Source organism: Oceanicaulis sp. UBA6590 (assembly GCF_002433705.1).
In the GTDB taxonomy this organism is placed as follows: Bacteria; Pseudomonadota; Alphaproteobacteria; order Caulobacterales; family Maricaulaceae; genus Oceanicaulis.
The window spans coordinates 18682-31984 of record NZ_DJIQ01000054.1; the positions used below are offsets into that span (position 1 = coordinate 18682).

Consider the following 13303-nt stretch of genomic DNA (forward strand, 5'->3'; position numbering starts at 1 on the left):
GTAACCGACGGAGCCGCCAATGACCGACTTCGCCGCCGACCCGCTGGTGCGGGCTGATTCTTCGGCTGTTATCGACCGCCTCAAGGGTGTGCCGCGCGGGGTGCGTCTGACCCTGCGCATGCTGCTCAAGCTGAAGGTGGGAACCCTGACCGTTCGCTTGCCGGACGGCCGCGCGATCCAGTTCGAGGGGCGACGACCCGGCCCTGATGCGGTCATGGAGCTCAGCAATTACTCCGTTGTTCGCAAGGTGATCGCTGGCGGAGATGTGGGTTTTGCAGAGAGCTACATGGATGGCGACTGGACCACGCCGGATCTCGCTGCAGTCCTGACCGTCTTTTCCGCCAATCTTGACGAGATGGCGCACATTACACGCGGCGGACCGATCACGCGCTTCTTCCACTGGCTCTATCATCTGAGCCGCGCGAATACGAAAACCCAGGCGCGCAAGAATATCGAGGCCCATTACGACCTCGGCAACGACTTCTACGCGCTGTGGCTGGACGAGACGATGACCTATTCGTCGGCGCGTTTTACCGGCGGCGTCACGGCCCTCAAGGACGCGCAGACCGAAAAATACGCCGCCCTCGCCCGCTCCATGGACCTGAAGGCGGAGCATCACGTGCTGGAAATCGGCTGCGGCTGGGGCGGCTTCGCCGAATACGCCGCCGGCGAAATCGGCGCACGGGTCACATGCCTCACCCTGTCGCCGGCGCAGCGCGATTACGCCATCGCGCGCATGGAGCGGCTGGGCCTGTCCGACAAGGTCGAGATCAAGCTTCAGGATTATCGCGACGAGACCGGAACCTATGACCGGGTCGCCTCGATCGAGATGTTTGAAGCGGTGGGTCAGGAATTCTGGCCAAGCTTCTTCTCCAAGGTCTCGGACGTTCTCAAGCCGGGCGGCAAGGCCGGGCTCCAGATCATCACAATCCGGGATGATCTCTTCGACACCTATTCCAAGCGCGCCGACTTCATCCAGCGCTACATCTTCCCGGGCGGCATGATGCCCAGCGTGGAGAAGCTGGAAGACTGCTTCCGCACCGCAGACCTTGAACTGGTCAAGACCGATCAGTTCGGGCTCGACTACGCCGACACGCTCAAGGTCTGGAAAGACCGGTTCAATGACGCCTGGTCCACCATCAAACCCATGGGTTTTGATGACCGGTTCAAATGCATGTGGGATTTCTACCTCGCCTATTGCGAGGCGGGGTTCCGCACCGGCCGGATCGATGTCGGCCAGTTCACGCTGTCACGAGGCTAGGCGCGTTACCGGATAAGGAAAAGCCCGCTCGAGAGCGGGCTTTTCTCATTCTGGCGGCTTGTTCCAGCCGGTCTGTTTGCGCACCAGCGCGATGTGCCAGTCGCGTGGCAGCGCATAGATCAGTTTCAAGGCCCAGGTGAAACGGCGCGGGAATGTGATCTCGAAGCCCGTCTTTCGCATGCCCTTGCAGATGCGTGCCGCAGCGGTTTCGGCGCTGACCATGAAGGGTTTGGGAAAGTCATTGTCATCCTGGGCGGGCGTATCGACGAAGCCCGGCGTAACGCACTGGATGTGAACGCCATAACGGTGCAGCTCGATCGCGAGGCCTTCCGCCATGTTCAGGAGCCCGGCCTTGGTTGCGCCATAGGCGGTGGAGGTCGGCATGCCGCCGAAAGCGGTGGCGGAGGAAACGATGACGATCTGACCGGATCGACGCTCGCACATGAGCGGCGTCAGCGCGCATATGCACGCGGCCGCGCCCTTCAGATTCACATCAAAGGTCTTGGCGTAATCGTCGAAGTTGGGCCTCTCGGCGTTGATGGAAAGATAGACGCCCGCATTCAGGATCGCACGGGCGATCGGACCGTGATCCGTTTCGATCTTCGAAACGGTCCGGGCGACAGCAGCGTCATCGGTGATGTCGACGGGATAAGCGAACACAAAGCCGGGGTACTGGTCCGCCAGCGCCTTGAGCTTGTCTTCACTCCGGGCCGAGATTGCTATCCGCCACCCCTCTTTAACGAGATCAGCGATCAGGGCCTCGCCAATGCCGGAGCTGGCCCCGGTCAGCCAGCACACGCCATCAGAGGGTTTCGCAGGTTCAGGCGCACTCATCACAAATCCTCATGGCTCAATGCCGATCCGTTTAAAAAAACGCTGGCTGTCATCGCGGACCGCCGCACGCTTTTCGTCACTCATCCGGTCCAACGTCTTGTAGATCATGGACAAACGGTGATTGCCCTCTAGCCGATCCCGGTTCTCCATCAGGAAGTTCCAATAGAGATAATTGAACGGGCAGGCCTTGGGGCCGTTCTTCTTGCTCACCGCATAGCTGCACTGCTTGCAGTGATCACTCATCTTGTTGATGTAACTGCCGGACGCCGCATAGGGCTTGGTCGCCATCAGCCCGCCGTCTGCAAACAGCGCCATGCCATGTGTGTTTGGAGCCTCGACCCATTCATAGGCGTCGGCATAGACCGCCAGATACCATTCATTGACCGCTTTGGGGTCGACGCCGGCGAGCAAGGCGAAATTGCCCGTCACCATCAGACGCTGGATATGGTGCGCATAGGCATGCTTGCGGGTGGTGAGGATGACATCACGCACGCACGCCATATCCGTGTCCGCTGACCAGTAGAAATCCGGCAGCTTGCGCTTGGCCTCAAGCGCATTGCGTTCAAGATAATCGGGCATGAAACGCCAGTAGACGCCGCGCACATATTCGCGCCATCCGAGTATCTGACGGATGAAGCCCTCAACCGCATTCAGCGGCGCCTGACCTTGCTTGTAGGCGGCTTCAGCCCTGCGGCAGACTTCCAGCGGGTCCAGCAAGCCGCAATTGAGATACAGCGACAGCACCGAATGGAACAGGAAGGCCTCTTCCTGTTTCAGGGCGTCCTGATAATCGCCAAAGCAGGGCAGACCGTTTTCAATGAACCAGTCGAGCTGGGCCGCGGCGTCTTCCTGGGTCACCGCATATCCGAAGCCTTCAAGATCCCCGAACTGGTCCGGAAACCGCTGCTCGACCAGGGCCAGAACCTCGCGGGTCATGGCGTCCGGCTCGATGAAGGCGCGCTCAGGCGGCGACAGCTCATCCGGCAGCGCCTTTCGATTGTCCTTGTCGAAATTCCACTGCCCGCCTTCCGGCTCGTCACCGTCCATCAACAGGCCGGTTTCGCGCCGCATCTCGCGATAGAAATACTCCATCGTCAGGCGCTTCCGACCCTCCGCCCAGGCGTTGAAGCGGTCGAGCGTACAGATGAACCGGTCATCCCGGCGCATCCGGACCGGCACATCGAAAGTGTCCGCCCATTTTTCAAATTCGGCCTTGAGACGGTATTCGCCGGGCTCGACAACGACGACTTCGTCAAAGGCGCCCGCCTTGAGCGCACGCTCCATCTCGCCTTTGAGAGACCCGGTATTGTCCGGGTCATCCAGTCGCACATATCGAACCGACTTGCCGCCCCCTTCCAGTCGGGAGGCGAAATGGCGCATGGCGGAGAACAGGAATGCGATTTTCTTTCGGTGATGAGGAACATAGCCGGCTTCTTCAGCCACTTCCGCCATCACGATCAGATCGCCATCCTCATAATCCGCGAGACTGGCGATGGAAGGAGTCAGCTGGTCGCCCAGCACCAGACGCAGAGCAGGCATCAGCCTTCCAGCGGATCAGCGCGACGCACATAACGGACCGTCTGGCCCCGAGCCTCGAACTCGCATCCGGCCCAACGGCCATTCTCGTCATACCAGAGGTCGACAGTCAGATCACTGATGAGACGATAGCGGCGGGCCGGAATGCGCTCGCCGTCCGCCTCGAGCATCTCCTCTCCGAGGTATTCGACAGTGACATCCAGCTCATTGCCGTACTCGGTATTCAGAATGTCATATTCGCCAGGGCGATAGCCATGCCAGTGCGAGCTTGGAAGGATGGAGAGCGGCAATTCCAGCGAGATCGGACCGTCTTCCGGCGCCATGCCCTGAACGTCCAAAGCCTCGCCCGAGCTCTGCGCGGAGACCTCATAGGTGTCGCCGTCCTTCAGGGTTTCCGACACGAGCCCGACGAGCTGACCCTCGCGCCAGCGTTCCGTGGATTGGTGCTCATATCGGAAAACCGTGACCGGACCGAGACCGGCGCGCAATTCGATGTCGATATTCACAAGAAGGTCCTGGCCGTCCTGAGTGAAGCTTAACGCGTGCGTGCCAAAGCGGGTGTCCCCGTTCCGATAGACGTCAAAGACAATGCGCTCGCCCGCATCGGGCAACGGCATGACCGGGCCGTCCTCGAAAGCGCCAAAGGCAAGTGGCGTGCAGGTGGCGACGGCTGCCGCCGCCATGATCAGGCTCCGAAACATGCCGTTCTCCTTCATATGGGTTCAGGACCGGTCCCAGCCCAGCATCATGTTCGCCATGGCGATCACGGGATGGGTGAACTTCAGACGCCCCATTTCCACCGTCAGGCAGATACAGGGTCCGTCTTCATGCGCACGCGGATTGTGCGTCAGCTCCGGACTGGCGTGACAGACATCGCCCCGGAAATAGTCGGCGTGTCCGTCATTAAAGCCGCCTTGCAGAACCAGCGTCAGCTCTTCTGACTCATGGGTATGCTCCGCGACGCCGCGCCCGGGAGGCAGGCTGAGGAGCCGGACCCGGACGCCCTCTTCCTCGAGCGTCTCGAGCGGCATTTCCTGGACGCCGCCAATCTTGTTCATCCAGATCGGGTGCGGGTGATGGTCCAGGACCGACCGAAGCGCTGTCGGCAAATGATTGAAAAGGCCTTCAAGCTGAGGTTCGGCCTTGGTCTCGACCGCATCCTGGAACCCGCCCAGCTCACGGCTGATCGCCTCGAACGCACCCGGACGGAGCGCGACGGGCTCGGTGTCTTCCAGCAAGGAGCCCATGACCTGTTCAGCCTGATTGAGCAGGCGGAAAGCGTCAGCATTCATTTCGGCGTGGCAGGCAGCCAAGACCTGCACCGCCTTCGGGGCGGCGCCACTGGCCACATCGACCATCCAGGGGGCGTCAAGCATGTGCATTCACGGCACTCCAGTCTTCATGAGATATCCTACGTGCGCCGCAGCAAACTGGATCACGCCTGCATTCAGTGGGCGGTGACTGATTGCAGCTGACCCGACCAGCTCCTAACTTGGGCTCATAATATCAGATGAGGCCCGCCATGACTGTCCGCCCCGCTCGCTCTGTCATCGATCTGATCGGAGATACGCCGCTCGTCCGCCTCAACAAGGTTTCTGACGCAACCGGATGCGAGATTCTGGGCAAGGCGGAATTCATGAATCCCGGCGGTTCGGTAAAGGATCGCGCCGCCCTGGGCATCATCCGCGAGGCGGAAGCCAGCGGGGCGCTCAAGCCCGGCGGCACGATTGTCGAAGGCACGGCGGGCAATACCGGAATCGGGCTCGCAATGGTCGGTCGGGCTCTCGGCTACAAGGTGGTCATCGTCTTCCTGCGCACGCAATCACGCGAGAAGGCCGCCGCGATCCGCCTGATGGGCGCCGAACTGATCGAAGTGGACGCGGTCCCCTATTCCAATCCGAACCATTATGCGCGCTATTCCGGCGCGCTGGCAGAAGAGCTGAACAAGACCGAGCCGAATGGCGCGATCTGGGCGAACCAGTTTGACAACACCGCCAACCGTCGCGCCCATGCCGAGACCACCGGGCCGGAGATCTGGGAGCAGACGGGCGGCAAGGTAGACGGCTTTGTCGCCGCGGTCGGTTCAGGCGGCACGCTGGCGGGGGTGTCGGACGCGCTCAAGGCGAAGAACCAGGATGTGACCATCGCCCTGGCCGATCCGGGCGGCGCGGCGCTTTACGGCTATTACGCGCATGGCGAGCTCAAGGCCGAAGGCACGTCCATCACCGAAGGCATCGGACAGAGCCGGATCACCGCCAATCTCGAAGGCGCGCAGATCGATGAAGCCTTCCGCATCCCAGATGAGGAAGCGCTGGGCATGCTCTATGATCTCGTGATGGAAGAAGGTCTGTGCCTGGGCGGGTCAGCCGGCGTGAACATCGCTGGCGCAGTGCGCCTCGCGCGCAAGATGGGGCCGGGCCACACCCTCGTGACCATTCTGTGCGATCACGGATCCCGCTATCAGTCCAAGCTCTACAACCCTGAATTCCTGCGCGAGAAAGGCCTGCCGACCCCGCCCTGGCTGGACTAGGTCGGCGCTAGCGGACCGGCGGCGCGTACAGCAGGCCGCCCTCTTTCCATTGCGCATTCAGGCCGCGCTCAAGTTGCAGCTGTGACGCTTCGCCCAGATTGCGCTCGAAGAGTTCGCCATAATGACCGCCCACAGCAATGGCCTGTCGCGCAAAATCGTTTTCAAGGCCTAGGCTTGCGGCAACTTCTTCATCAACCTCGAGAAGCCTGCGGACTTCCGGACGGCTCGACGTCTGGTCCGCACTGGCGGCCTGACTTTGGGTGACGCCATACTCCTCTGCAGCGATCAGGGAGGTCAGCACCCATTCCACGGCCATGGCGAATGCGTCATCATCATCCCTCACGACAGGGCTCAGCGGCTCCTTGGAGATCACGTCTGGCAGAACCATGTGTCGATCCGGTTCGCTCAGAGAGCGGCGGAAACCGGCCAGCCGCGACACATCGCTTGTAAAGGCATCGCACTGACCCGCCTCATAGGCTGTGCGCGCATCCGCAACCGTCTCAACTGAGACGATTGTGAAATCGAGCCCGTAGCGTTCAGCGTAGTCGTCAAGATTGAGCGCGCTTGTCGTCTCGGGTTGAACGCAGATCCGCGCGCCGCTCAATTCCTGGGCGGATGTCAGACCGAGATCCGCCGGAGTGAGGAAGCCCTGCCCGTCATAATAATAGATGCCGGCAAAGCGCACGCCCTGCAAAGTCGCCCGCGACAAAGTCCAGCTGGTGTTGCGCAGCAGGATATCCACCTCGCCCTCGCGTACGGCGCGGAACCGATCCAGCGTCGTGGTGGGAATGAACTCGGCGCGATCAGGATCGTTGAGGAAGGCGGCGGCATAGGCCCGGCACAACTCCACCTCGAAGCCGCTCCAGCTCCCCGTCTCATCGGTCTGGGCGAAGCCCACCAGCCCCGTATCAACGCCGCATCTGAGCACGCCGCGCCTTTGCACCTCGTCCATATGAGAGGTCACGCTGTCCAGATCACTGTGTGAAACCGTGAAGCCCAATGCAAACGCCGCGGCGCCCTTGGCGAGGCGCCGGGGGTCCATCAGGTCGAACAAAGACGCTGGCGTCATCGGTCCAACCGCCTTACATGCTGAAATCCAAGCCTCAGATGTAACGAAGAGAAGGGAGCGCGTCGACATGAAACGCGACACCCGACTGATCCATTCCGGACAGCCCCGCCGCAACGATGATCTGGTGAACCCGCCAATCGAGCGCGCGTCCACCGTGGTCGCGCCCACGACGGCGGAGCTGTACAACCCTACACCGCCCCGTCGGCACTATGGACGCGGCGGGTTGAGCCCGAACATGGAGTTGCGCGAGGCGATCGGTGAGCTGTACGGCGCGGATCACGTCTCGCTGGCCCAGTCCGGTCTCGCCAGCGTCATCCTGGCGCTTCGGACCGCCCTGCCCGAGAATCCGGCCGGGATGCAGGCGCTCATCACCGACTCCGCCTATGGTCCGGTCCGGCGCTTCTGTGATGAGGAACTGCCTCGTTACGGCGTCACGCCGGTCTATTATGACCCCCGCATCGGCGCTGGCGTCGCAGAGCTTCTCGACAAGCCGACCGCCGTCGTCCTGCTCGAAAGCCCGGGTTCGCTGACCTTCGAGGTGCAGGACATTCCCGCCATCGCCGGCGCCGCGCGCAAGGCGGGCGTGGCGACGGTCATCGATGATACCTGGAGCGCGGGCGTGCTGATGAACCCGCTCGAGCTCGGCGTTGATTACGCGGCTCAGGCGCTGACGAAATACGCCGGGGGACATTCCGACTTCCTGATGGGATCCGTGGCGGCGAGAGGCGAGTCTGCGGCGCGTCTCAAGGACAAGGATGTTCTTTTTGGCGGCCATGTCTCACCCGATGACGCCTATCTGTGCCTGCGGGGCCTGCGCACCCTGCTCCTGCGCATTGAGCGCTCCGGCGCATCCGGCCTTCATATCGCCAGACAGCTTGAAGCGCATCCCAAGATCGCGCGGGTGCTCCACCCCGGCCTTCAAAGCCATCCGGACCATGCCCTGTTCAGCAGCCAGTTCACGGGCGCATCAGGCTGCTTCGCCTTTGTTCTTGATGGCGTGAACGCGCGGGACAGCGAGGCGATGGCCGAAGCCTGCCATCTCTTCCGGCTGGGCTTCAGCTGGGGCGGCTATGAGAGCCTGATCCTGCCCTGTGATCGGCAGATCCGTCGAACAGCTGTTGCGTGGCAGGCCGAAGGCGCGCTTCTCCGCCTGTCGGTCGGCCTTGAGGATGCGGAAGACCTGTGGGCGGACCTGGCTCAAGCCCTGGGCTGAGCCGGCCCGCCCGCACGGGTTAGCCATGAGCTTCCAGCAGCGGCACGCGTGAGGCGCGCAATGCCGGGAAGAAGCCGCCGAACAGGCCGACGACAAGGGCGAGGATCACGCCGCTGATCACCGACTGGATCGTCACGGCGAAGGAGAAGACCACCTGGGTGAAGCTTCCGCCCATGGTCGAGGCGCTGACCCCGTCAAAGACGAAATAGGTGATCAGCGCGCCCACCAGCCCGCCAATGAAGGCGAGCATCAGCGATTCCACCAGCGTGCCGACAAAGGCCGCAAAGCCGGAAAAGCCGAGCGTCCGGAGCGTGGCGATCTCCCGCACCCGGGAGTCCACCGAGGCGTACATGGCGTTCCAGGCGCCGGCGAGCGCGCCCACCGCCATGATGATCGCCAATGGCCAGCCCAGATACATGATCAGGTTTGAAAGACCGCCCGCAGACTGGGCGAAGAATTCCTTCTCCGTGGTCACATCCAGATCAAGCCGCGGCTCGTTCTCGGCGTACGCCTGGAGCTCTGACAGACCGTTCTCACCGTCCAGCCGGACCCGGATCGACTGATAGCTGGCGCCGCGATTGTAGAGGTTCTGAACTGTGCCGACATCGGCCCAGATTTCAGAGTCAAACACCGAGCCGCCGGTCGAGAACACGCCGACCACGCGCCATTCATTCGGGCCCATGCGGATCGTCTCTCCCAGGTTGAAGCCCGAGAATTCCCGGATGACGCCTTCGCCCACGATGATTTCATTCGAGCCTTCCGCGAACATCCGGCCCTCGACCATCTGGAAATTCTCCCGCAGTCGCGGCGCCATTTCATCCACGCCCCGCAGGGACAGGCTGGCGTCATTGCCGGTCGAGCGCTTGGTGGCGTCCGTGATGACATAGAGTTCGGCGGACAGGATGGCGGCGCCGTCCGCATCCCGTGCGATCCCGGGCGCTGTTTCGATCAGGCGCACCGTATCCCGCCCGAAGCCGGAGTTGAGTTCCGCCTGGGAGCCCGAGCGCAGAAGGACCGCAATGCTTTCCGAACCCGTGCCGTTGACCGTGGCGCGGAAGCCGTTGGCCATGGCGAGGAAGCCCAGAAGCACGCCGACAACGAGCGCAATGGAGAGGATGGTCGCCAGCGACATGCCCCAGCGTTGCGGGATGGAGCGCAGATTGATCGAGGTGACCGCTGCAATTTGAGAGAACATGGGGTTACTCCTTCCCGAGCGCGTCGACGATTTTCAGACGCATGGCGTTCAACGCCGGCACAAAGCCCGTCACCAGGCCGAAGGCGAGCATCAGACCGAGCGCCTGGATCCAGGTCTCGCGCCCCACGCCGAGCCCGGGCAATTGCCCGCCTGCGACCTGGGCTATGCCGCCGAGCAGCAGGACAGCCAGCCCCAGTCCCAACAAGCCACCCACAAGGCTGAGCATGACCGATTCCGAGAGGACATGGGTGAAGATGCGCGAGGAGGAGAAGCCGAGCGTCTTCATAACGCCCACTTCCTTGGTCCGCTCGTTGATGGCCATCACCATGGTCGTGCCCACGATCATCAGAATGGTCGCGAAGGCTGCGCTGACCACCAGCGACAGGATCAATCCGATATTGCCCAACTGTTCGACGAAGGCCTGGGAGAAAGCGGCTTCGGTGGTGGTTTCGGTTTCCGCCGGTGAGTTGGCGAACATCTCGTCAATGCGCTGCGAGACGCCGTCATTGAGACCGGGATCACCCGTCAGCATGATCATCCAGCCGATCTGGTCGCGATTGAACGCCAGCGCCTCATTGTAATAATCATACTGCAACAGCAGATAGTTGGTTGGCAGATCCTGACCCGTGATGGTCATGATCGCACAGACCTCCACATCCCAGGCGCTCGAGCCGTTATCCTGTCGCCAGATGTTCGAGCTGAGCGGGAACCGGTCCCCCACATTCCAGTCATACTGCTCCGCGAGATCCGCCCCGACCGCCACGCAATCACGGCGTTCCGCCAGAGCGGCGCGCTGATCGGCCGTGATTTCCAGTTCGGGATAGACCTCTAGATAGCTGTCCAGATCCACGGCGAAGGCCTGGACGAAATTGCGCACATCCTGGAAATAGCCGCCGAACCAGGAGGCATGGGTGACGGCCTGCACGCCGTCCACGCCCTGAACCCGCCCCCAATAGGCGTAAGGCAGGGTCTGGGTGAAGTTGATCTTGTTCACTGTCACCAGGCGGTCCGCCCGGGACAGTTCTTCAGAGGAATTGAGCACCCGGTCGATCGAGGCGAGTGCGCCGAAGATCAGGAAGGCCGTCATGATCGAGAGGATCAGAAGGATCGCGCGGGTTTTCTTCCTGAACAGGGATTTGCGTATGAGCGTGAGGTCATTCATGCCATCGCTCCGCTTTCCACAAAGCGGCCCTTATCAAGGTGCAGTTCGCGTCGGGCATACTTCGCCGCCGCCGGGTCGTGGGTGACCATGACGATGGTCTTGCCCAGCTCCGAGTTCAGAAGCTGCAGCGTTTCCAGGATTTCGTCCGCGGTCGCACGATCCAGATCACCCGTCGGTTCGTCACACAGCAGCACATCCGGGTCCGCCACCAGAGCTCGGGCGATTGCGACCCGCTGCTGCTGGCCGCCAGACAATTGGCGTGGGCGGTGCTTGGCGCGCTCGGCCAGCTTGACCACTTCCAGCGCGGTCTGGACCCGACGCTTGCGCTCCTTGCCCGACAGCTTCGTCAACAGCAGGGGAAGCTCGACATTCTGGGCCGCCGTCAGCGTCGGCATCAGATTGTAGAACTGGAAGATGAAGCCCACATGGCTTGAGCGCCATTTGGCCAGCCTGGCCTGGCTGAGATTGTCGATCCTCAAGCCATTGCAGACCACCTGCCCGCCCGAGGGCTTGTCGATGCCGCCCAAAAGGTTCAGCAAGGTTGTCTTGCCCGAGCCTGACGGCCCCATGATCGCGATGAAATCGCCGCGATTGATGGTCATGGTCAGATCTTCAAAGATGGCGACGCTTTCCTTGCCGCGCGTATATTTCTTTGAAAGATCGGTGAGTTCGTAAAGCACGTCGGTCATGATCTGTCCCTATCGCCTTGTGCTGGGATCGGTGATTCAGTTGTCGTCGAGAAAGGTCACGCGCGCCGCCATGTCCGGCAGGATGCGGGCGTCACGTTCGCCAAGCGCCACGCGGACGCGAATGGTCGCTCGCGCGCGATCGGCTGTCGGAATGATGGCTTCCACATGAGCGGGAATGCGCCAGTCCGGGTAGGCGTCGAGGATGGCCTCGACCCGCTGGCCCGCGCTGACTCGCTGGATCTGCCCCTCGTTGACATCCACTTCGAGCTCGAGACTCTCCATGTCAACAAGGGTTGCGATACCGGTCCGGGTAAAGCCGCCGCCAGCGGATACCGGCGACAGGATCTCGCCGACCTGAGCGTTCTTGGCGATGACCACGCCGCCAAAGGGCGCGCGGACGATGTGACGATCCACATAATCGCGCTGGCTGCGCACGCGGACTTCGGCCGCCGCCAGATCCGCCCTTGCAGCGCTGAGCTGGGCGCGGAGACTGTCAACCTGGGCCTGCTCGGCGGTGCGGCGGGAATCCGTGGCGTAGCCGGATTCAATCAGGCGTTCCGTGCGCTCCAGAACGGTGCGCGCCTCATTGAGCTGGGCAGCGAGCGACTGGGCGCGCTCTCGGGTCGCGGATTCCTGAGCTTCATACAGATCGAGATCAATCCGGGCGCGATCGTCATCGAGATAGGCCAGGACCTCGCCCTGCTCGACCACGGCGCCCTCCTCGATCAGGACATCGCGAATGCGCCCGGTGATCTCGGCGGACACCGTCGCCTGACGCCGCGCGACCACATAGCCGGAGGCCACCAGTCCCGAGCTTGAGGCGGGACGCGCGGCGGGCGCGACGCTGGCTGAACTGGCGGTTTCGGCTTGTGCGCCTTGAGAGGGCGCGGGACGCTCGGCCTGCACGACCAGCGCCGCTTCGGGGCGCGGAATCAGGAACCAGGCCGCACCAGCGCCGGCTCCCCCCGACAGGACGATGGCGATCAACAGCGCCGCCCATCCTGGTCCTCCTGATCCGTCTCCGCCGCTCTCGCCACGGTCGATCGTCAGCGAGTGCAATTGCTCGGTGCGTTGGTCAGTCATGCGTCTTGCCCCCTGTGCGCTGTTCGCGCGAGCAGTGTATCACTTCATGGAACAGGCGAACGCGAAATCGAACGCGTCCGGTCGCTCATCCCTTGCCTCATGGATACGATCGCCCGGCCGGTCTGCGTTAGTGACAGGTGTCACCCGGCGTAAATCAGGTTCAAGAGCAGCAAATATTCCCGGCCAAGTGTTGCGTTGCAGCATGCCCCGTGTCAGAGCACGCAGCCAACTTGCGACCCTTTGGCGCAATCTCGTCTCCACCAGCCGGAAGATCTGACATGGTCAAAGCCACACTGAACGCGCTCGTCGATCGCCTGTCCCTGACAAGCAATGACGCCAGCCTGTCGCTCAAGGATCCGCAACGGCTGAAAACCGAGATACTGGCCGGGCTGACCGTCGCGCTGGCTCTGGTCCCCGAAGCGGTGGCGTTCGCCTTCGTCGCGGGCGTCCACCCGCTGGTGGGCCTCTACGCAGCGTTCATCGTCGGTCTGGTCACCGCGGTGATCGGCGGCCGCCCCGGGATGATCTCGGGCGCCACCGGCGCGCTTGCGGTGGTCATGGTGGCTCTCGTGGCCGAGCACGGCGTGGAATACCTGTTCGCCACGGTCGTGCTGATGGGCATCCTCCAGCTGGGCGCGGGCATCTTCAAGCTGGGCAAGTTCATCCGGTTGGTGCCGACGCCCGTGATGCTGGGCTTCGTGAACGGCCTCGCCATCGTGATCTTCATGGCG

The 13303-nt window shown here is 62.4% G+C and carries 13 protein-coding genes; 4 read left to right on the top strand and 9 right to left on the bottom strand.

The features are described 5' to 3' along the window. The first annotated feature begins 19 nt into the window (after positions 1-19). Positions 20-1261: an SAM-dependent methyltransferase gene (locus B2Z70_RS11355; RefSeq protein ID WP_292983382.1), complete on the top strand. Its 1242-nt coding sequence runs from the start codon at positions 20-22 to the stop codon at positions 1259-1261. A gap of 45 nt (positions 1262-1306) precedes the next feature. Here B2Z70_RS11355 and B2Z70_RS11360 read toward each other — a convergent pair whose 3' ends face one another. The 4 genes from B2Z70_RS11360 to B2Z70_RS11375 are packed head-to-tail and all read right to left on the bottom strand — an operon-like array spanning position 1307 to position 5013. Beyond that, positions 1307-2095 (bottom strand): SDR family NAD(P)-dependent oxidoreductase, encoded by a 789-nt coding sequence (locus B2Z70_RS11360; protein WP_009800841.1) that lies wholly within the window; start codon positions 2093-2095, stop codon positions 1307-1309. 9 nt (positions 2096-2104) lie between these two features. Beyond that, on the bottom strand, positions 2105-3634 hold the full coding sequence (locus B2Z70_RS11365; protein ID WP_292983384.1) for a cryptochrome/photolyase family protein: 1530 nt from the start codon (positions 3632-3634) through the stop codon (positions 2105-2107). Beyond that, entirely contained in the window at positions 3634-4332 is a 699-nt protein-coding gene (locus tag B2Z70_RS11370; RefSeq protein WP_292983386.1) for a DUF6134 family protein, read from the bottom strand. The genes B2Z70_RS11365 and B2Z70_RS11370 overlap by 1 nt, the downstream gene beginning before the upstream one ends. Before the next feature lie 21 nt (positions 4333-4353). Then, positions 4354-5013, bottom strand: coding sequence for a cupin domain-containing protein (locus tag B2Z70_RS11375; protein WP_009800838.1), 660 nt, complete (start codon positions 5011-5013; stop codon positions 4354-4356). A 140-nt stretch (positions 5014-5153) separates the two neighbouring features. Between B2Z70_RS11375 and B2Z70_RS11380 the strand changes: the two genes are divergently transcribed. Beyond that, the gene (locus B2Z70_RS11380; RefSeq protein WP_292983388.1) at positions 5154-6161 is read left to right on the top strand and encodes a cysteine synthase A; all 1008 of its coding nucleotides are present in this window, start codon (positions 5154-5156) and stop codon (positions 6159-6161) included. A gap of 7 nt (positions 6162-6168) precedes the next feature. Here the strand turns inward: B2Z70_RS11380 and B2Z70_RS11385 are convergent, their stop codons facing one another. Next, positions 6169-7230: an amino acid ABC transporter substrate-binding protein gene (locus tag B2Z70_RS11385; protein WP_009800836.1), complete on the bottom strand. Its 1062-nt coding sequence runs from the start codon at positions 7228-7230 to the stop codon at positions 6169-6171. A gap of 67 nt (positions 7231-7297) precedes the next feature. Here B2Z70_RS11385 and metC point away from each other — a divergent pair, with 67 nt between their 5' ends. Next, positions 7298-8443 carry a cystathionine beta-lyase gene (gene metC / locus B2Z70_RS11390; protein ID WP_292983390.1) on the top strand — a complete coding sequence of 382 codons (1146 nt, stop codon included), beginning with the start codon at positions 7298-7300 and terminating at the stop codon, positions 8441-8443. 19 nt (positions 8444-8462) lie between these two features. Here the strand turns inward: metC and B2Z70_RS11395 are convergent, their stop codons facing one another. Genes B2Z70_RS11395 through B2Z70_RS11410 form a run of 4 tightly spaced genes read right to left on the bottom strand, consistent with a single transcriptional unit; the run spans position 8463 to position 12572 of the window. After that, positions 8463-9638 carry an ABC transporter permease gene (locus tag B2Z70_RS11395; RefSeq protein WP_292983392.1) on the bottom strand — a complete coding sequence of 392 codons (1176 nt, stop codon included), beginning with the start codon at positions 9636-9638 and terminating at the stop codon, positions 8463-8465. A 4-nt stretch (positions 9639-9642) separates the two neighbouring features. Continuing rightward, positions 9643-10800: an ABC transporter permease gene (locus B2Z70_RS11400; RefSeq protein WP_292983394.1), complete on the bottom strand. Its 1158-nt coding sequence runs from the start codon at positions 10798-10800 to the stop codon at positions 9643-9645. After that, positions 10797-11489, bottom strand: a complete 693-nt coding sequence (locus tag B2Z70_RS11405; RefSeq protein WP_009800832.1) for an ABC transporter ATP-binding protein — start codon at positions 11487-11489, stop codon at positions 10797-10799. Before B2Z70_RS11405 ends, B2Z70_RS11400 begins: the two co-directional genes overlap by 4 nt. A gap of 36 nt (positions 11490-11525) precedes the next feature. Then, positions 11526-12572 carry an efflux RND transporter periplasmic adaptor subunit gene (locus B2Z70_RS11410; RefSeq protein WP_292983397.1) on the bottom strand — a complete coding sequence of 349 codons (1047 nt, stop codon included), beginning with the start codon at positions 12570-12572 and terminating at the stop codon, positions 11526-11528. A 278-nt stretch (positions 12573-12850) separates the two neighbouring features. Between B2Z70_RS11410 and B2Z70_RS11415 the strand changes: the two genes are divergently transcribed. Next, the coding region (locus B2Z70_RS11415) for a SulP family inorganic anion transporter (RefSeq protein ID WP_292983399.1) at positions 12851-13303 on the top strand (453 nt) is incomplete at its 3' end.

Bases quoted from the DNA above. Each gene is read 5' to 3' on its own strand.
- B2Z70_RS11375 (WP_009800838.1), bottom strand. From the start codon at position 5,013: ATGCACATGCTTGACGCCCCCTGGATGGTCGATGTGGCCAGTGGCGCC.
- B2Z70_RS11410 (WP_292983397.1), bottom strand. From the start codon at position 12,572: ATGACTGACCAACGCACCGAGCAATTGCACTCGCTGACGATCGACCGT.
- B2Z70_RS11365 (WP_292983384.1), bottom strand. From the start codon at position 3,634: ATGCCTGCTCTGCGTCTGGTGCTGGGCGACCAGCTGACTCCTTCCATC.
- B2Z70_RS11400 (WP_292983394.1), bottom strand. From the start codon at position 10,800: ATGAATGACCTCACGCTCATACGCAAATCCCTGTTCAGGAAGAAAACC.
- B2Z70_RS11370 (WP_292983386.1), bottom strand. From the start codon at position 4,332: ATGTTTCGGAGCCTGATCATGGCGGCGGCAGCCGTCGCCACCTGCACG.
- B2Z70_RS11380 (WP_292983388.1), top strand. From the start codon at position 5,154: ATGACTGTCCGCCCCGCTCGCTCTGTCATCGATCTGATCGGAGATACG.
- B2Z70_RS11405 (WP_009800832.1), bottom strand. From the start codon at position 11,489: ATGACCGACGTGCTTTACGAACTCACCGATCTTTCAAAGAAATATACG.
- B2Z70_RS11355 (WP_292983382.1), top strand. From the start codon at position 20: ATGACCGACTTCGCCGCCGACCCGCTGGTGCGGGCTGATTCTTCGGCT.
- B2Z70_RS11360 (WP_009800841.1), bottom strand. From the start codon at position 2,095: ATGAGTGCGCCTGAACCTGCGAAACCCTCTGATGGCGTGTGCTGGCTG.
- B2Z70_RS11385 (WP_009800836.1), bottom strand. From the start codon at position 7,230: ATGACGCCAGCGTCTTTGTTCGACCTGATGGACCCCCGGCGCCTCGCC.
- B2Z70_RS11395 (WP_292983392.1), bottom strand. From the start codon at position 9,638: ATGTTCTCTCAAATTGCAGCGGTCACCTCGATCAATCTGCGCTCCATC.
- metC (WP_292983390.1), top strand. From the start codon at position 7,298: ATGAAACGCGACACCCGACTGATCCATTCCGGACAGCCCCGCCGCAAC.